The organism is Pseudomonas sp. ABFPK, assembly GCF_001586765.1.
GTDB classification, from domain to species: Bacteria; Pseudomonadota; Gammaproteobacteria; order Pseudomonadales; family Pseudomonadaceae; genus Aquipseudomonas; species Aquipseudomonas asiatica.
Genome location: NZ_LQXW01000089.1, coordinates 181,185 through 199,591, shown reverse-complemented (window position 1 = coordinate 199,591; position 18,407 = coordinate 181,185). Strand labels below are relative to the sequence as shown.

Annotated in this window: 14 protein-coding genes and 4 pseudogenes; 4 read left to right on the top strand and 14 right to left on the bottom strand. The window is 55.4% G+C overall.

Translation table 11 applies throughout. From position 1 onward, the window contains the following. The first annotated feature begins 7 nt into the window (after positions 1–7). Positions 8–1,531 carry a 2,3-bisphosphoglycerate-independent phosphoglycerate mutase gene (gene gpmI, locus WM94_RS28535; RefSeq protein ID WP_057978689.1) on the top strand — a complete coding sequence of 508 codons (1,524 nt, stop codon included), beginning with the start codon at positions 8–10 and terminating at the stop codon, positions 1,529–1,531. A gap of 302 nt (positions 1,532–1,833) precedes the next feature. Here the strand turns inward: gpmI and WM94_RS28530 are convergent, their stop codons facing one another. Together WM94_RS28530 and WM94_RS31010 are read right to left on the bottom strand one after the other, a co-directional pair. Continuing rightward, positions 1,834–2,598 carry a site-specific integrase gene (locus WM94_RS28530; protein ID WP_235575256.1) on the bottom strand — a complete coding sequence of 255 codons (765 nt, stop codon included), beginning with the start codon at positions 2,596–2,598 and terminating at the stop codon, positions 1,834–1,836. Between the two features lie 11 nt (positions 2,599–2,609). Beyond that, the gene (locus tag WM94_RS31010) at positions 2,610–3,272 is read right to left on the bottom strand and encodes a hypothetical protein (protein WP_168928524.1); all 663 of its coding nucleotides are present in this window, start codon (positions 3,270–3,272) and stop codon (positions 2,610–2,612) included. Between the two features lie 20 nt (positions 3,273–3,292). On the opposite strand from WM94_RS31010, the gene WM94_RS28520 reads away from it, so the two are divergent. Next, positions 3,293–3,742, top strand: coding sequence for a VOC family protein (locus tag WM94_RS28520; protein ID WP_041506109.1), 450 nt, complete (start codon positions 3,293–3,295; stop codon positions 3,740–3,742). Between the two features lie 306 nt (positions 3,743–4,048). Here the strand turns inward: WM94_RS28520 and WM94_RS28515 are convergent. The 3 genes and pseudogenes from WM94_RS28515 to WM94_RS28505 form a co-directional block, all read right to left on the bottom strand. Then, positions 4,049–4,414 (bottom strand): annotated as a pseudogene (locus WM94_RS28515) (ATP-binding protein); the annotation flags it as partial. 17 nt (positions 4,415–4,431) lie between these two features. Further along, positions 4,432–4,938 (bottom strand): annotated as a pseudogene (locus WM94_RS28510) (IS21 family transposase); the annotation flags it as partial. Positions 4,939–5,238: 300 nt separating this feature from the next. Continuing rightward, a complete protein-coding gene (locus WM94_RS28505) occupies positions 5,239–5,667 on the bottom strand; it encodes a LexA family transcriptional regulator (RefSeq protein ID WP_061552727.1) in 429 nt (142 codons plus the stop codon). 690 nt (positions 5,668–6,357) lie between these two features. On the opposite strand from WM94_RS28505, the gene WM94_RS30015 reads away from it, so the two are divergent. Together WM94_RS30015 and WM94_RS28495 are read left to right on the top strand one after the other, a co-directional pair. After that, complete coding sequence (locus WM94_RS30015; RefSeq protein WP_082810673.1) at positions 6,358–7,443, top strand: metallophosphoesterase; 1,086 nt, start codon at positions 6,358–6,360, stop codon at positions 7,441–7,443. A gap of 104 nt (positions 7,444–7,547) precedes the next feature. Continuing rightward, the gene (locus WM94_RS28495; RefSeq protein ID WP_061552725.1) at positions 7,548–9,680 is read left to right on the top strand and encodes a hypothetical protein; all 2,133 of its coding nucleotides are present in this window, start codon (positions 7,548–7,550) and stop codon (positions 9,678–9,680) included. 44 nt (positions 9,681–9,724) lie between these two features. Here WM94_RS28495 and WM94_RS28490 read toward each other — a convergent pair. The 9 genes and pseudogenes from WM94_RS28490 to WM94_RS28450 all read right to left on the bottom strand — a co-directional run. Continuing rightward, a pseudogene (locus WM94_RS28490) lies at positions 9,725–10,969 on the bottom strand (helicase-related protein); the annotation flags it as partial. A gap of 82 nt (positions 10,970–11,051) precedes the next feature. Beyond that, positions 11,052–12,770: a group II intron reverse transcriptase/maturase gene (gene ltrA / locus WM94_RS28485; RefSeq protein ID WP_033955702.1), complete on the bottom strand. Its 1,719-nt coding sequence runs from the start codon at positions 12,768–12,770 to the stop codon at positions 11,052–11,054. Positions 12,771–13,387: 617 nt separating this feature from the next. Continuing rightward, a pseudogene (locus WM94_RS28480) lies at positions 13,388–14,392 on the bottom strand (SNF2-related protein); the annotation flags it as partial. Positions 14,393–14,491: 99 nt separating this feature from the next. Then, a complete protein-coding gene (locus tag WM94_RS28475; RefSeq protein WP_061552724.1) occupies positions 14,492–15,928 on the bottom strand; it encodes a DUF6094 domain-containing protein in 1,437 nt (478 codons plus the stop codon). A gap of 33 nt (positions 15,929–15,961) precedes the next feature. Further along, positions 15,962–16,558 (bottom strand): hypothetical protein, encoded by a 597-nt coding sequence (locus WM94_RS28470; protein WP_082810671.1) that lies wholly within the window; start codon positions 16,556–16,558, stop codon positions 15,962–15,964. Between the two features lie 65 nt (positions 16,559–16,623). Then, positions 16,624–16,878, bottom strand: a complete 255-nt coding sequence (locus WM94_RS28465; RefSeq protein ID WP_061552722.1) for a hypothetical protein — start codon at positions 16,876–16,878, stop codon at positions 16,624–16,626. A 90-nt stretch (positions 16,879–16,968) separates the two neighbouring features. Further along, complete coding sequence (locus WM94_RS28460) at positions 16,969–17,571, bottom strand: DUF3275 family protein (protein WP_061552721.1); 603 nt, start codon at positions 17,569–17,571, stop codon at positions 16,969–16,971. A 61-nt stretch (positions 17,572–17,632) separates the two neighbouring features. Next, positions 17,633–18,043 (bottom strand): hypothetical protein, encoded by a 411-nt coding sequence (locus WM94_RS28455; protein WP_061552720.1) that lies wholly within the window; start codon positions 18,041–18,043, stop codon positions 17,633–17,635. 68 nt (positions 18,044–18,111) lie between these two features. Further along, positions 18,112–18,321, bottom strand: coding sequence for a hypothetical protein (locus WM94_RS28450; RefSeq protein ID WP_256207073.1), 210 nt, complete (start codon positions 18,319–18,321; stop codon positions 18,112–18,114). Positions 18,322–18,407 lie beyond the last annotated feature (86 nt).

Sequence of the window (18,407 nt, the reverse complement as noted above, 5' to 3'; positions counted from 1 at the left end):
GGGCACGATGACTACGCGCTCTTTGATTATTCTCGACGGTGTCGGCATTCGTCAGGCGACTGAGTCGAACGCTTTTGCAGCGGCCAGGACACCTACATTCGATGCGTTGCTTGCGCGTTTTGCGAACAGCCAAATCGAAACATCAGGTTTGGCGGTTGGGCTTCCTCAAGGCCAGATGGGGAACTCCGAAGTTGGGCATATGAACCTGGGAGCGGGCCGGGTGGTTTATCAAAGCCTGACCCGGGTTGATAAAGCGCTCGCCGATGGCGAGTTCTCCCGCAACCCCGCGTTGCTGGAATTGATCCAGGGAATAAAGACGCGCGAGGGTGCTGTGCACGTCATGGGTCTGCTTTCTCCTGGCGGTGTTCATGGCCACATCGATCAGATTGTCGCGGCATGCGGTTGCCTGGTTGAGCAGGGTGTCGAAAAAATCTATGTGCATGGCTTCCTGGATGGTCGGGATACTCCGCCCAAGAGTGCGCAGGCATCGCTTGATGCCTTGGAGATTGAGTTCGCTCGCCTGGGCGCTGGACGGATCGTCTCGTTGGTCGGTCGTTACTATGCAATGGACCGCGATAACCGCTGGCCTCGGATTGAATCGGCGTACCGCCTGATTGTTTCAGGGGATGCTGAACATCAAGCGGCAACCGCTTCTGAGGCTTTGTCAGCAGCTTACGAGCGCGGGGAGTCGGACGAGTTCGTCAAGCCGACAACGATTGGGCAACCTGTCAGTGTCGGCCCTGATGACGCGATGATCTTCATGAACTTCCGCCCCGATCGGGCGCGAGAATTGACCCAGGCATTGATCAAACCTGACTTCGACGCGTTTGAGCGGCCTTTTGTGTTGCCCAAGGATCGACTGCTGACGTTGACCCGGTATTCCGAAGAGCTGGACTGCCCCTGTGCGTTCGCTCCAGAGGCGATCAGCAACAGCTTGGGCGAACACCTGGCGAATCTTGGGAAGAAGCAATTACGTATTGCCGAAACCGAGAAGTATGCCCACGTCACGTTCTTCTTCAACGGTGGCCGAGAGCAGCCTTTTGCCGGTGAAGAGCGAATCCTGATTCCTTCGCCTGATGTGGCTTCCTACGATCTCCAGCCTGAGATGAGTGCACCGCTGCTGACGGATCATCTGGTCAACGCCATCGCCGGCGGCACATTCGACCTTATCGTTTGCAACTACGCCAATGGTGACATGGTGGGCCACACCGGCTCTTTTGACGCCGCAGTAAAGGCCGTAGAAGTACTGGATGACTGTCTGCGCCGAGTGGTCGAAGCGACGCTCGCAGCAGGAGGCGAATGTCTGATTACTGCCGACCACGGCAACGTCGAACAAATGCTCGACGTCAAGTCTGGTCAGGCACACACGGCTCACACCTTGAATCCTGTTCCCCTGATTCTGGTCAGTGAGCAGCCTGATCGTTTGGGACTGAAAAACGGCCGGCTGTGCGATATCGCTCCAACTTTGTTGCAGATGCTGAGTTTGCCTATTCCGTCAGAGATGGATGGCAAGTCGCTTCTTACCGTCTGATTGGCTTACAGGTGCCATCAGTGCATCGCCGTACAGACGATTTGATTGGTCTCCTATCGTTGAGGTAATGCGGCTTATCACGACTCGCTCATTTGAGCATGCGGGCATCGCCAATTTTTGGTGATGCCTTTTTTTGGTGCGCCAGGCATGGCGCGTTGCGGAGGTCATGCCGAGATAAAGGAAAATTAGGACATTTGAGTCACAAGGTTATGATTTTATAGCTTTATTTCATGCAAATAAAACACAATATTCGGCCCCTTCTGCTAGGTTTCGTGGATGCATGTAAACCACGTAACCGAGGACTACATTAATGGTTTTCGCCGTAACAACGAGCCGGCGGCATTGTCTTCGAAGGCTCTAGCCTCCTCGATATAGCCATGTACGGTGTCATCGTGCCGCCACCCACCCTGGCGCTTGATTTCCAGAAAGTCCGCCCCGGCACGGTAAGCGCTGGTGGCCAAGCCTCGGCGCAGGCTGTGGCTGCTCATCTGTGGCACATACAACAGTCCCGCGGCTTCGGCACGTGTCGCCAGGATGGTATTGACGCTACCCTCGTGCAGCGCCACCTCGCCGATCACGCCCCAACGACTGACGCGTCGAAACAATGGTCCTTGCTCAATCTGAGCGGCTTCCAACCAGCCCCGTAACACCTTCGTTGGACAGCAGAGGCCGTCGCCATAGGGGATCACGCGCTCCAGTCCCTCGCCCTCTTGATCGGTTTTGGAGCGCGGGAGCGTGATCCGTAGACCTTCCCGTTCCCACTGCAGATCGCGGACCTCCAGCGTGACCAGCTCACTGCGGCGGAAGGCGCCGAAGTACCCCAGCTGTAGCAGCGCGCTGTCACGCAGCGCGGCGAGCCCTTCGAGCGTGTCCAAGTGCGACACGATGAGTTCGAGATCCTCCAGCAGCAGGGCCTTGGCTTTTTGTCGAGGGCGCCCGTTCACTCGCTCAATACCGCGCAAGGTCTTACGCACGGTGGCGCTGGCTGCTGGGTCGGGAAAGCCCTGATAGCGGTGCCATTGAGTCAGCGCGGTCAGGCGCAGGGCCAGGGTCCGCGGGTTAAGCACCTCCGCGAAGGTCAGCAGGTAGCGATGTCGGTATTCACGATCATGACTTTCTTCCAGTTTTTGTTCGGATCGTAAGTGATCACAACAAAGGGATTTTCCCCCCAGTCCTCGTCTGGTCCAGTCACCTTCGATAGAGCTTCTGTTTTTTGCTCGGGAAGCATCTCGCTGGAAACTAGGGTTTCAAAATATGGCCTCCCGCGATGATCGAAGTATTGCTCATTCATCCCCCCTAGGGCGTCCATCTCTTCCATCATGTTCAGAGCGACCATCGCGGGAATTGTCCAGCAACCATTCTTTGTCAGGTAGAAACGGCGATTCGAGCCATCCGACGAATATTTTGTCCGCCAACTCAATGTCCACCAGGAATGATCGACTGATGCACTGGTCCGTTGCTGCAATGCAAGCTTTACCGGAATTCCTTCTATGATTCTCTCCACCTCGAGTCGACGATCATAGGTTGTCGATGGAGTGCGATCGCTCACAGCCCTCTTCACGGAGGCCGCCAAAGAGGCCTGTGCGACTATCCATTGCTCTCGATACTCATCTGCCGCCAGAAGCAACTGGCCCTGATTGTCCTTGGTGGGTGTCTGGAGATTGAGAAATTTTTTGTTGCGACTGTCGAAAGGCGTCGAAGCCGTTCGACTAAATGATGCCGACACATCGAGTCCATCCACGTTGGCAACAGGAGCCCACCATGAGCACCACCCTTACTCCCTACCTCAGCTTCAACGGCAACACTCGCGAGGCCTTTGCATTCTACGAAAAGGCGCTCGGCGCGAAGATCGAAACCATGATGAGCTACGCCGACATGCCTGCGTCCGCCAACCCCGGCGAAGGCTGTGATAGCGGCAGCGCACCCAGTGGGGATGGCATCATGCACGGCTGCCTGGCGCTGCCCGGTGGCGCGATGCTGTTTGCCGGCGACACCCCGCCCGGCATGCCATACGAAGGCGTCAAGGGCGTGATGCTCGCGCTTCAGTACGACACGATCGACAAGGCCCACAGCACCTTCCACGTGCTGTCGCAAGGTGGCCAGGTGACGATGCCGCTGGCACCCGCGTTCTGGGCCAAGACCTTCGGCATGCTGACCGACCGCTTCGGCGTGAGCTGGGCCGTCAACGGCGAACCGGTCGCGTTTAAGTAATTCCGTCGAACCAGGAGAAAGACATGGGCAGGCCAACGAATGGTTGATGCGTTACCTGGTGCACAGACTTTGCCGTAGAGCGCAACATGGTCTTGCATAAGACTGAAGCTCGCCTACATGGGGTCAAGCCGAGATAAGGGAAAACTCATTTGGTCTGCAACTACTTGTCGGAATTGAAAATTCCAGAGACCAGGCGACAGGCGTGCGAGGATAGGTCGAGGTCTGCGCCTATCCTTCAGTGAAACCATTATAGATCAACAGCTTACGGAATAAATGTCCTGATTTTCCTTTATCTCGGCTTAACCCCTTGTGTGCCAGCGCGCAAGCGAGCCAGGTTTTGCCTACGCCAGTGGGGCCGCCGATGATCAAGTTCAGGCCGTCCCGTAACCACTGGCCGCTGCCCAGTTGCAGGATCAGTGACTTGTCCAGACCACGGGGGCTGCGGTAATCGATGTCTTCCAGGCAAGCGTTATGACGCAGTCGGGCCGCTTTTAGGCGGCTGCTCAGGCGCGTGTTTTCACGCTCGGTCAGCTCGCGATCAACCATCAGGCCCAGGCGTTCCTCGAAGCCGAGGCTGGCGATATCCGGCGTGCTGTGTTGCTCGCTCAACGCTTTGATCATGCCGTGCAGTCGCAGGGTTTGTAGTTTGTCGAGGGTTGGATTGGGTAGCATTTTGGTGCTCCTTCAGGTCAGTGGTAGTAGCCGGGGCCGCGCAGGTTGATGTGCTCTTCGGGTAACAGCGGCAGGTTTTGTTGGGCCAGTGGCAGCCGCTCCAGACCTTGGCGAAGGATCGATTCGAGGCTTTTGTAACTGCACGCACCCAGCGCCAGGGCGCGCTGGCAAGCAGCTTCCAGCCGATCTTCGCCATGGTGTTTTCCTAGGCGCAGGATGCCCAGACAGGCACGGAAGCCGTCCCGCGGATGGATCCGGCGTTCGAGGATGTAGGCGATGACACCAGCAGTGTTCGGCCCGGTTTGCTCCGCCCAGCCGATCAGCCGTTGCGGTGTCCATTCGGCGTGTTCGCGGTGGCTCTTGGGCATGTGCTCGGTTTGGGTAGTGTGGCGGCCTTTGTACAGCGAGCGCAGATGGCTGGCCACTCGTTGGTTGGCGTGGAAGCACTCCACCGTTTGCGCCGTCAGGCGCACTTCGAGCTGGTGCTTCACCAGCTGGTACGGCACCGAGTAGTAATCCGCATCGCCACCACAGTCGAGTTGAAAATCCTCTATTGGGAGCGCAACGGGTTTTGCCTTTGGCTCAAGCAGAAATTTTGGGGGTATGTGTCTGGGTGCTCCATCACCTCTAGATCGGTACATGTCATGACCATCGCGCTGAACGCAGTGGCGCCCAGATTATTCCATTTGCGGGGTTCAGTAGAACACGCTCGAAAAACCTAAAAATAGTTACTAAGGTTAAAGCATTGAATTACATTGATAAAATCAAAGCTAACGGTTAATTAGGGTCCAGAAGAGTTGCAGTCAATCAGCGCGAACACCTGGTCACTGGGCATGGTCGCGCACGCTGTAGCGAACTACACCCCAGATGATCAGATCGTCGCCTTCCATGACGTGCCGAGGTGGGTAGGCAGGATTCTCCGACTGGAGAATCAGCACGCCATTGCGTCGGTACAGGCGCTTGCAGACTGGCTCGGCGTTGATCGCGGCAATCACGATATCGCCGTGCTCGGCTTCGTTGCTGCGGTCTACGATGAGAAGGTCGCCCGAGAAAATACCGGCGCCCTGCATGCTGTCGCCCTCTACCTGCACCAGGTACACGTGCGGAGCGCGCAGATCGAACAGCTCGTCAAGCGAGATGCGGCGTTCCATGTGATCCGCCGCTGGTGAAGGGAAGCCTGCCGGCACACGAAACGAATACACCGGCAGCAATGTAGGGCCGCCAGTCGGCGTGCCAAGGAAAGTGAGGGTCATGACGGGTCAATCCAAATGATTGGCTGTATATTTATACAGTAAACTGTTTGACTGTTGTCACGTCAATGCGCGGATGCGATGCAGCCGACAAACGAGCGAGGAGGCCTAGCTTCGGGCAATACTCAATCTACGACAACTACCTGCGACGGTGGCGCTTGATCTGGTGGGGATCAATGGTACGACCACGAGCGGATCAACTTGTACGACGTCGCGCCCTCTACCCGCGGGGAAGTGACAAGGCCTGCGCCTGGAGGGCTGAGTACCGATTGGATGAGGTAGGGATGGTGGCAATACTGGACGAAGGGCCTGATCTGATCAATGTGCTCACCGAGACAGTGATGACCAGAAAGTTCCTCACATCGCTATGGCCGTGTGGACGAGCCTTGGCACCGGCCAACGGGTGGGCCGGGCGGATGCCCAATCGTGACTTTGGTCCTTTTTATAAGCAGTTGTTCTGAGTGAGTTTGAATTGTTAACCGGGGCAGAGGCCGATATCCGAAGCGTGTCTCAAGCGCAACCACATGTTGATAGATTTGGACCATTGTATGGCATTGGTCAGGATGATGTCATTGTGCCTTGCGGTAAGATGTTTTGTGATATAGATTAAAGTGAAAGTATTAGTGCGCTTGATAAGTTGGGCGATTGCGGATAAGTAAAGGTACATAAATTAGATTAAGGCTGTATAAGAATATGGAAAATCTCAAACTTCATTGGATGCATATTAGTGACCTTCATCGTGGACAGGATCGTACCTCCGAGGTCTGGGCTGTAGTTCGGGATGAGATTCATAATGACATCATAAGGCAAGTTGGAGAAAGCGGCCCGTTAGACTTAGTGATATTTTCGGGTGATATGGCTTTCAAAGGTGACTCTGAAGAATTTTCGAGTGTTAAGGATGAGCTTGTAAGGCTTTGGGAGGTTTTCGATAAGGTAGGGTGTTGTCCAAAGCTGTTTCTGGTTCCAGGGAATCATGATCTTGTTCGACCTGGGAAAAGCTCTGCTCTCCTTAATTTTTCAGACATTCTCAGGCAAAAAACGGCTGTTAGGGACGAAATTTTAAGTGGTGAGCCTTCAAGTTATAGGGATGAAGTTTTAACCGCTTTTGAAAATTACACAAATTTCGTTGAAGGGATTTCTGATAGCCCTATACCTCTAGCGTTGGATGTAAAGGGTCTGCTACCTGGCGATTGCTCAGTTAAATTGAAAGTCAATGGGTTAAATGTGGGGTTGGTGGGATTGAACTCTGCATGGACCCATCTGGCTGCAGGTAATCTGCAGGAAAAACTTGATATTTCAGTGCGACAATTAAACTCAGTGGTCGAGGGTGATCTGCCAAAATGGTCAAGATCAAATCACGTGAATTTGCTTGTTACTCACCATCCGATGACTTGGTTTTGTAAGGCGGCGAAAGAAGAGTTTACGGGTGAAATCTTCAATCCGGAATATTTTGACGCCCATCTTTTCGGCCATATGCATGATAATCGTCCCGAATTGGTGAGCGTAGGCGCCCACAATAGGCGGACAATTCAGGCCTCGTCGCTTTTTGGGCTTGAGAAGGTGGAGGGCAAGGAAGAAGGCCGGAGACATGGATATTACTTTGCCGCTTTAGATGCCAGCACAGAAAAATGTATGTATTGGCCTAGGAAGTTTGAGCAAAAAGTAGGATCAATTTGGCAGGTTTCTAGGGATGGGGAGATACTCAGTCGAGATGAAAAATTCTTTCAGCAAGATTGGAAAGTGAGAGAGGTTGACGGTTTTCAGTTAAAAAAGCCATAGCCTCGTTCGGTGAGAAAGTTCATAGCGAACGGGGCCTAAGGAAAAGGCATTTTACTAATAATCTGGGGCGGTACAAGTATACGCTGCCGGAATTTGCTAGGCACATGGACTGTCGTCGCCTGGAGGCGAGAGAGGCGATTAGTAGCTTAGATAAGTGCAGCATGGTCTGGATAGTTGCCGAACAAGACATGGCGGGGGATGAGTTTCTTGCAAGCCTCCTGCATGCTAGAGGGGAGGACGGTAAAGCAGTTTATCGTCTGGATCTTCAATCATTCACTGGAATCAGTGATGACCTTGATTCGCTGCAGGGTGTAATCATTGGCGGCAATATTAACTCTTTCTGTGAGCAACTAGAAGCTGAAGATGCTTATCTACTGCTGGATGAGGTTTGTGTTATTGGCACTCCTGATGAAAAAAGAAATTTGGTGTTGGGTGTAGAAACAATTACGAAGATCTTCTTAGATTTTTGCAAAAGTCTGAAAATTATTGTGAGAAGCTCTGTAGGATTCTCGGTGCCAGGTGTTAAGCCGGTTGTTTTACAAGCCTTGGATGAGCCAGAGAGTAAAGTATATGTTGAGCTACATCCCTATGCTGAAAACGTTGGAGTTAATGAGTTAAATTCAGGAGCCGTGTACGCTTTTACTGCAGGATTGCCAGGGCGCATCGATGATCTTCTAAGTGAGCTTAGGTTTAGTAGCTTCGACAGCATCGCCTTGGGTTCATCTGATGAGTCAATAGATGAGGAAGCTACAATTCCTACCTCTCTCCGGCAAGAAATCGAAAGGCTTAAGGGGGGGAGTGATCATGAGGTTAATATCTACAATTTATTAGTTGCATTAACGTTCTTCAAGAACGGCGAAAACGTGTCCACTATAAAGTATTTTGGTGGTTGTAGAAGGCTTAGGCCTGGGATGGCTAGCCATTTAGTAAGTGTTGGTCTGGCCGAGCTTTCTGAAACAAATGAGTTGAACGGCACGCAAGCGGATAGTGATAAGTTTGTAGCGGTTAAGCCTTCTGTACAAAGATTTATTCACAAAACATTGGGCGAGGAACGGCTTGTCGAGGGCTTTGAAGATGCTGCAGATGTATATTTTGGTAAAGGCTGGAAAATTGGAGAGTCGTTAAAAATCCATCGCTCTTTTGGTTTTTCAGTATATAGGCTGAGCTCAGTGGTAGAGCAAAATGCAACTTTGATATTGGCGCGCTTGATCTCAGATGCACTTGCATCGGAGAATGAAGAGTCAAAGTCAAAAAGAGTAGTTGATCGAATAAAGGTTTTGCACGATTATTTACAGCGATTGGCTGAGGCGGGTAAATATCTATTCGTCGTGCGCTTGTGTCGTGCTTTGCTTCCTAAGCTCTCGGAGTATGATGAGCATCATTTTGTTAAGAATATACGGCTTCAGTTTGCACGGTCACTCAGAATGCTCGGGGAGTATGAGGAGGCAATTGCTGAGTGTGAACGACTTCTTAAAGAAGAGAACCCAGCTGAGGTTAGAGCTTCGCTATATATAAACATGGCCTATGCCTATGAAAATCTCGAGGACGTTGATCGAGCGAAGGAGTTCGCTAATTCCGTAATGAAGATTAAGCGTGCTGTATCATCGCGGTTTCATGCTGAAAGCATCCTTGTTGGACTTTCTGATGATGAGCATAAGTATAAGCGGCTGGTTGAGTTGGCTGATAAGGCGCGGGCTAAAGGTGCGAAACTTGCTTCCAATACAATCAGGCTAGATATTATAGCAGAAATTAATGACCCTCGAGTGCAGTTGGATGAGTACTACAAGCTCGCTGAGCTTGCAGCTAAAGATGGTGATCATTTCAATATGATGCGAGCTAGAATATGGTGGTTTGAACTGGCTATAGAGCTTGAGGTGGATATAAATCCTAAAAGAATTCAAGATCTTCTTGATGCTTATACATATTCTTGCAGTCAAAGACAGCGTCAAATGTTTATGCAAAGCCATGCAGCATTGTGGGAGCTCTTGGAAAAAGAGGAGCAAGTAGAGGGTTTGTTCAAACTTTTTAGGCATAGCTCAACTTTGCAACGCCTTACTGGGAAGGTGCAGACTGAATTGATGTATCTAAAAAGGCTGTGTCGATACGTTAACTTGAAAGGCTTTGAGGGGATTTTTCGAGATTCTAGAATGCCAGCGTTGCGGTACTTTGCAACCAGGGCTATAAATCATAATCTCTTATCTAATGAGCAGGTGGCCTTGGTTCATACTCTCGTATAATGCTTTTAAATGATTAAAAAAGGCCACCTTAGGGTGGCCTTGTACTAACGCTCTAGCAGTTTTCGTGCTAGCGCAATATCGACGGATTCCGTATCCGAGTTCAGTGAGTCTAAACCAGATTCAGGAACATCACCTGAAGTGCTTTGCGCCACAGCAATCTTCTTCGCCATCAACTGCAGGCAGGTGATCTGCGAACTGTCGGCGTAGCCGAAGAAAATCACCCGCACTGGGTGCTTCTGCCCGATCCTCCACGAACGCCGTGCGGCCTGCTGCAGGGTGTACACGTTGTACCCCGTCTGCAGGAACGCGATGGTCGGAAAATCCAGCAGGTCCAGCCCGGTCTTAACCAGCTCCGGGTTAGTGAGTAACACGTCGACGCCGCGGTCGACCTGGTCGAGGATCCAGTCCTCGCGCCGAGCCGTTTCAACCGTGGCTCGCAGTACCGCAACCCTCAGGCCTGCCTGCTCGAGGACGTTCTTCAACCTGGACGTTGTATCGCGTGTCCCGCTGTACACTGTGTAGGCGAGGACCTTGCGGCACTTCGCTTTTTCATCGAGGCACAGGTTCAACAGCGCCTGCTCCTTTGGCATCAGCTCATCGTCACTGAACAGCGCCGGCACGTACGCCAGTGTGTCCCGACTGCGTGGATGTTTGACAATCTCTGATCGGAAGCAGCAATCCGGCCATGCCAGCAGCACGTTAAGCACCACACCCAGTAGGGTAGTGTCGCGGCGTGCCAGGGCTTGGCGGAGTGCCGTTGTCAGTGTCCCAGCCAAGCGCTGGTAGGCCGAGGTCTGCTCCGGCGACATCTCCACGTCGACGAACTCTTCCTGGTAGCTGGGCAGCACGTTGCCACCGATGTCCTTGAGCTTCAGGAACACGGTGAAAGGCAACACGAACCGATGTATGCCTTTCGGGCCAAAGCCTGGGGCCTTCACGGTTCGTACCGAGAGCTTTTTGCCCTTGGCCGTCTTGTGCGAATCGCCGTCGCGCTCGGTGTAGATGTCCTTGAGCACACCGTGATCGCGCATGAACGACATAGCTGCAGGAGCCATGCTGCCACGCGCGCTGGGCCGGTAGCCGTCCTCGATCATGCGCTGGGTAAGTACGCGGAACAGAAGGTAGAACAGGTCGTCAGCGTAGCCGCCCATCAGTGTCCCAGTCAGCAGCAAGGTTTTACGCGCCTTGGCTGCCAGAACGCCCATGGCCTGGCCTTGGGCCGAACCACTGTTCTTGTACTCATGCCCCTCGTCGACCACGAGCAGATCGAAGAAACCATCGGGTAGGTAGTCGGGTAGGGACAGGCCATTGCTGGCCCATCCCCCCCTAAGAACCGTACGTGAGAGTTTCCCCTCATACGGCTCAAGCCTTTCAAAGCCCGCTTTCGCGGACCGGCTTCACCACCTTGAGACCATTGACGTGAATCTGGTTATGACAGTTTGGATGCACCATGATGAGATTGGTGTTCCCATCCTTTCCGCCATCGACCCGCCGAATGATGTGGTGGACATGCCACCCCGTCTCCTGCGTGATCAACTCTTGGCAGATCGGACAACGACGATCCTGTGCCAACCAGAGGTTGATGAGCTTCTTCCTGCCCCGCAGTGAGTTCTGCATCTTGAGGCTTACACGCTCCTCAAAGTACGTCTCCCACGTCGGGTCGAATGGATTGGCTTCCAACTTGATTGGCCGGTGTCGCCGAATGGGCGTATCCGTTGCCTTCCGCAGTGACGACAGGATGGGGTTCCCATCAGGGAACCTTTCACCCGTCGCCGCCGCAAACACCCAGTTACGGGTGCCTACGGAGTGGAAGTAGCGCTGCTTGATCCAGACGCTGCTTTTCTGCGGATGCCGACGAACGGCCCACTGCCACAACACACGCCAAATCTCATGATCGACACGCGCGAACGTCGCTTTGGACACGACGTGCTGGTGATAATTCGCCCAGCCTTGGATCATTGGGTTGAGCATCCGAATCAGCCGAGGCTGATCCAGCGCCTTATTGCCTTTGACCGCCGAGCGCACTTTCTCCAAAAAGGTCGCCACGTTCGCTTTCGACGGCTTGATCAACAGCTTGCCGTTGTACTTGCGCACGTTTTGCCCGAGGAAATCGAAGCCCTCGTCGATGTGCGTGATCTTGGTCTTCTCGGGTGAGAGCGTGAGCCCCCGTTCCCGCATGAAGTCCTCGATGATCGGCATGACCTCCTGTTCCAGTAGCTCTTTCGAGCGTCCTGTCACGATGAAGTCGTCCGCATACCGCACATAGTTGACCATCAAACGGGTCTGTACACCGTTGGCGTACCGCTTTCTTCCGAACGCAGCATCCAGTTTGGCTTCCAGCCCGTCGAGGACGAGATTCGCCAGAGTTGGCGAGATGATGCCCCCTTGCGGGGTACCAGCTTCTGTTGGAAAAAGTTGCCGATCTTCCATGTATCCGGCCTTGAGCCACTTCCTCAGAATCTCGCGATCCGTCGGTACATGACCCATGAGCCAGTCATGGCTGATGTTGTCGAAGCAGCCCTTGATGTCGCCTTCGAGAACCCACTGCGGTGCCACCTTCTTGGACAGTGCCGTGAAGCACTGTTCGATGGCGTCCGCCGTGGACCTCTCCGGTCGGAACCCAAACGAGCGTCCGTCCGCTGTGGTCTCGGCCACGGGTTCAAGAGCCAGCAGGTATAGCGCCTGCATCGCCCTGTCTCTCATGGTCGGGATACCCAGCGGCCGCATCTTCCCATTGGCTTTAGGAATATAGACACGCTTCAGCGGTTGGGGACGATACCCGCGCCGCTTGATTGACAACATGGCTTGAGACTTGGCTTCCGGGGTGGACCATGTGATGCCATCCACGCCCGGCGTCTTCTTACCTTGGTTCTCGGTGACTCGTCTGACGGCCAATGCTTTGCCGCTGAACGAGTGGGTCAGAATCCACTGCAGGGCTTTCACCTTGCCGTGTTTTCCTTCCCGAGTCGCCTTTACGATACGCGCCTGGAGCCTTCGCACTTCACGGTGACACGCAGCCCAGTCGATGCTGTGCCATGTGACCGATTCGTGTGAGGGCGCACCCGCGCAAGCAATTTCTTGCGTAGTCATCTGCAATTCCCTCTTGTAGAAGGTTGGACAAGTTTTCTCGTAGAGAAAGACCAAGTGGAAGTCTGCCCGCTTTCGCGTGGGATGATGTCGCCTTACGGCTCAACCCCTATCCGTCCCATTACAGGACGGCATTCGCTTTCTCCACATTCCTTTACCCGCACCACCAACAGCATTCCTTACGGTCTGCCTGCCCCGAAGGGCAGCGATACGGGCTTACCGTGTTTCGCTTGAGTAACGAGATGGGTTAGACCCTGCCTTTCCACCGGCGGTCATGATGTCCGTGTGCCCCCAAAACGGATAAAGAGCAACCGACCGCATACCTTTTGGTTCAAGCCTGTCAGCATCTTTGGCTTGTCATTCATAACGGTGTTTAACAGCAGTTCACTTGCGTTGGTCATACCACCCAGCCTAGCGCCGTACCCGCATTGATGCTCGCAGGTAACGCCTTGCCTCACGGCAGCGGCGCGGCCCGAAGGCCCAGCTACATTGTCCCGGCAGCTTCACACAAGACCGTTACCAGTCCTGCATGTGCCGGTAGGCTACTGATGACGGAACATCAGGTTCCTCGTCGGGGTTGCCCCCGTTGGAACAATTACTCAGGCGACTTCACGTCGCACGCGCTTGATGAATTCCGTCGGTTGGTAGCCGCCCTCACCGAAGCCGAACTCGATGTTGGCCATTGCACGCTCCATGCGCTTGGCCTGGCGGTCACTGAAGATGAAGTTGCCCTTGGGGTCCATCAGGTTGATGAACTCGGACACGTTATCTACCAGCATGGAGGCCAGGAAGTCTTCGCCAAAGTCATTGAGTAGTCGCTCCGCCCGGACCGGGCCGATCGTGGGTATCCGACACATCGACTTCAGGATTGTCGAGTGGCGGTCGCCTGCATCAGCTTTCCCTGGGCGCATAAGCGTCCAGAGGGCAGCATTGCAGGCGGTGCAATTACGCCGGCGATCACCACGTTCGAATTCAGCCACGGTGACCAGGTTGCCTTCCAGGTCCTCGAGGACTTGGCCGCAATCTGGACAGATCGCCAGCAGTTGGCCGCCGGCGCCGCGCTTCTTCCCGCAGGCGAGCCGCCAGTGGAATCCCATACGCATTCGCACGCGGCCGAGGATAAAGAACTCCGGGCGGCCATCGTAAATTTGCCCCGACTGGTCGCGCAGCTTGAGCAGCTTGACCAGGGTATCTGGGCCATTGAGCACCCAGACGCGGGCTTCCGGTGTGGTCTCCAGGATCTCGCGGCGCCACTTGTAAACCAGATGTGGTGGTGAGATGACGAGCGTCCTACGGTAGCCGGCCGCATGCATCACGGATGCAACTGCGATGGCCATCATGGTCTTCCCGGTACCCATCTCGGCGTTGATAATCGCAGCTTGCTCGTTGCGATCAAGCAGCAGCGCCGTGATGGCTTGGACAACCTCAGCTTGCGCCACGAATGGCGTGCGCTTGAGATTCGCCATCACGGCCTGGCGCTGTTCGTTGATGCTGCCGGTGTAGACCGGAGGATTGGAACGGTTGAGTGACTCTAGGAGTTCGTCGCCGAACTCGTCGATGAAGTCGGTGAGGTTGATGTTCAGGGGAGATCCGACCGAAGCGGCCGGGTGGCTGATTGCGTTCATGTGCATTTCCTGTAGTCGAATCCAGGGCATGCACATAACCCGACGGGTATAGGCATACCCTGGGGGTTGGGGGTGAAGGGGGCGCCGTTATGGCGAAAATCAGTAGTCGTTGGGAAGCAGCAAGGTGGTGGAGCTGCGGTCGGCCTCGGTAATGATCCAGAGCCTGGATTCATCGCCGGCGTCGATGTCATAGCTTGAGAGCAAGCGGTCTCCGTGTGTCAGTGCAAGCTGGTTGGAGGCTCGATCTTCATCGCACAGGTCCCCCCAGTCACCCGCCAGGTGGCGTTTCAGCGCGGGGGTTGGGTTGAGTTGTCCGGTTTCCACCAGGTTGCTGACAGCGGCGGTCATCACGATCTGCCCCGGATTAAATAATGGCGTTGCAGCTGGTCCCTCAGTTGCAGGTGCGTTGTCGATGTGGGCTGGTGATGAGCTGATGATCAGCACTTGGCCGAGATTCAATGACGCTGGGGTCATTTCCCAGGCGCGGATGATTGGGATGAACCGATCTGTGAGGATCCTGACTTCTGAGACGTTCCCTTCTTCGTCCTCGGTGAATTCGGTCTTGCGTACCTTGTCCTTGTAGGTGTCACCCTTCACGACCAGGATCCGTCCCGACTTTGAACGTACAACGCCGGAGATTGCGCCGGCAGCCAAGGCCAGTGCGAGATGCCATCGAGATAGCTCGCGGACCGGGGCTCGGGGTTGTAGGCCGACTTGCCCGAAGTGCAGGTTGAAATCTGGCCATAGGCCCCGCAACTGCAGGATCTCGGTGGAGAATTGTTCTGGCTCCAGTGTGATGCGGTAGAAGTGCTCCAGCTCGCTGGTTGCCGACGGGACGAGGTACGGTTCCCATGGCCAGGTGGCCGGGATCTCCTCGGCCTGTTGTCCAGCGCCGATCGCCTGCAGGTGAGTTCTCACCTGGTTGATCTCGGCTCGGGCCAGATCTTGCCGGCGGACACGGATGCCGAGGATCACCACCTGCTTGAAGGTGGGATCCGCTGCGCTGTAGATGCGTAGCTCGGCGAAGTGATTGCTCAGCCATCCCGTCAGTTCGTCGTCCAGCACGTAGTGCGGGATGATCAGGACCATTGTGCCGCCGTACTGCAGAAGCGGTAGGCAGCGTTGGTAGAAGGCCTTCTCCAGACGCCGGCGACCGCTCCCCTGGTACTGGGAGGCACCGGAGTGGTCAGCGACCAGGTCACCGTAGGGTGGATTAAGCCAGAGCAAGCCGAATGACTGGCGGCTGATCAAGGTGTCGAAGAGGTCGCTGTGCAGCACCCGGTCGAGCAGGCCGCGCGCGTGCTCTGCCCGTTCGCGATCAAACTCGACGGCAAACGCTTGGACCTGGTCACGGCCCAAGATGTGGGCTGCTTCAGCCAAGGCCACACCCTCTCCAGCACATGGGTCGCAGATCCTCATCCTGCCCGAGAGGGAAGGTGTGAGGGCCTGCAGCGTGCGTTCGAGGGTGACCTCATCCGTGGGGTAGTAGCCGTTGCGAGCGAAGTTACGCGCCAGGCGCGGAAACATTAGAGCCATAAGGGTTCCTTGAGTGAGTAGGTGTGCTCAGGCCTAGGCCTGAGCTTCAGTGGTCAGTGCGCCCTGGCGAATCAGCGCGCCGAGAGCAGGCTCGAGCACGTCGAGCTTCATGGCGAGTCGCCAGGCACAGACATTGCCGATCGCCCCGGGGAGGGAGACGAGCATCTGTTGCTGGGTTAGGACGTCCATCACGGGCTCGCGCCAGTGGGGGAGAAGGGGGAGTGGGCAAGTGTCCATCACCAGTGGCCAGAGCCGGTGGTGTAGGGCTTCATTGCGCTCCAGGAGCGCGAAAGCGAAGTGATTGGCCAGGTCGGGGGCAGAGGCTCGCCGATCGAACAGCCAGAGGTGCAACATGCTGCCGAACAGCGTGCCGCGGAACTGGCGCGTCGTGCGCTTCTCCAGCAGGTCTTGGTTGGGGAAAACGGGGATGCTTCGACCGTCTACGAGGATGTGGAATTGGTCCAGACCATTTTCTTCTCGGCCAAGCGTGAGCCTGGCGAGGAACTCCTGGAGGGCGGTGTCGCGGCCCCAGGCTGAAAGGAACACGAGGTTTCGCTGCTCGTCGCACACACAAGCGTCGACGTACAGGTCAGGGCATTCCTCGATCTGGAACAGGTGTGTTGAATGCATGATCGCCTCCGGAGTGAAGGCGTACGCCCCAGAGGGCGTGAACGCCCCCTGGGGTGGTTGGACTATCAGTTGAAAGACTGGGTGACTGGATCGAAAACCTGGGCTTGTTGCTGATGCAGTGGGCCGTGACCTTCGAGGAATATCTGCATACGGTACTGGTCGCGAAGGCGTACAGCGGCCTCGGCTTGCTCCAGTGTGAGCTCCAGCGCTTCAATGAAGAAGTCGATGAGCTCGCCGTCGGTCGACACCTCGTTGTTGGACAGTTGGTCTTCAATATTGGCGAGGGCTTGCTTGCTCAGGCTTTTGAAAATGGCGTTCATAGTGGTGCTCCAGGTAGGAAAACGGAGCCCCCTGAGGAGGCCCCTCAGGGTGTAGTGGATGTGATTACGACGTTGGCCTGGATGGTCGACTCAAGGTGAAGTCCTGGTCCAGGTTTGGGTCTTGAAGTCCATGGTGTAGCCGAGCTGGTCCAGCCGCGTGCATTGAGCGCGCAGACGTTGCCGGTCTACGGTGGTATCGAGCCTAACGGTCTCGTTCAATGGCCATACCGTGCCGAACAGCTCGGCATCGGTGTCGTCAGCGATCGGTGGCGCCGGCGGATCCATCCCGAAGGGCTGATCCGAGGCGGAGTTGCTGATTGGCGGCTGTGGCGGGGGAGCACTAGGACTCCGACGCTGTGGTGGTGCAGTTTGCGCCCTATCTTCCTCAAGGGGATCAGGGACGTTTGTCGGCAGGTGTTCTTCGTCTTCTCGACTGAGGCCAGTGACATCCTCCAGGTTCATGCCCTCGAGTTCAGCCCTGATCTCGACAACAAGTCGACCTCCGTGTGAGTAATACGAGGGCCGAATTTGCTTGATCGCGAAGTCACCTCGGTATTTGCCCTCCTGGTACTGGTCCAAGAGAGCATCCTTGATCGTGAACTCGCCGATCGAGGTGCTTAGGCGGCCGACGTTGAAGAGTCCAAGTCGGCCGGAGATTGTGCGGATGGCCAGCTGGCCAGTGATGGAGATCATTTGCGCTCCCCGTAAAGCATGGGGAACTCCCAGCGGGCGTTCCCCGGGAGGTGGAAGGTGATCAGCAGTCGAACAGAGGCAGACCGTTGAGAACGTTGCTGTTGGGGTCTATGACCAGGAACCTCACCTCAGCCTGAGCGGCGAGAGTGAGTACTTGGACGGTATCTTCACTAAAGCCCTCGGCGGCTTGCAGAGCTTGAAGTGTCGACAGGTCGTACCCCCAGTACCGTCCCAGATGTTGGTCTGTCCAGGGCGTGCTGAGAATCTTGAAGCCGATGGCGTCACTGTCGGGCAGGGTGAAGCACTCGAATTGAAGCAGAGCTGTATCAGCACTTTCAGCGAGTGCCTGTAGGTCCGCCCAGTCTTCCTCGGGCAAGTGTGCAGAGGCGATTTCGAACGCTCGGCTGCAGCAGGGATGGGTCATAGCGTTATCGCTGGCAGCGGTGTTGAATGGGTTGGATGATTGTGCCATGTGGCGTGCTCCTGGTTGAGAGGAAGCCACCCCAGAGGGTGCCCCCTCTGGGTGATTAACTGGCTGTGTCAGGCGGGGTCTGCTGTGGGCGGCAGCTGGATCTGGATGTAGGCAGGCTCGTTCTCGGGGGTGACGACTCGCAAAGCGAGGGCAACCCAGTCACGTTGGCGGCCAGTATGGCGCTTTGTGTACACGCCGAAGGTGAATGCCTTGGCCAGGGGTTGCTGCTTGAGTTCTTGCCACGCCGTTTGTACGACGGTGGCGAGGCGTTGGCTCATTTCGGCTACCCGGTCAGGGTTTTCGAGATAGACCGCACGCATCCACGCTGCGTTATCCAGGACAACTGGAAGGGTGAGGTATGCCT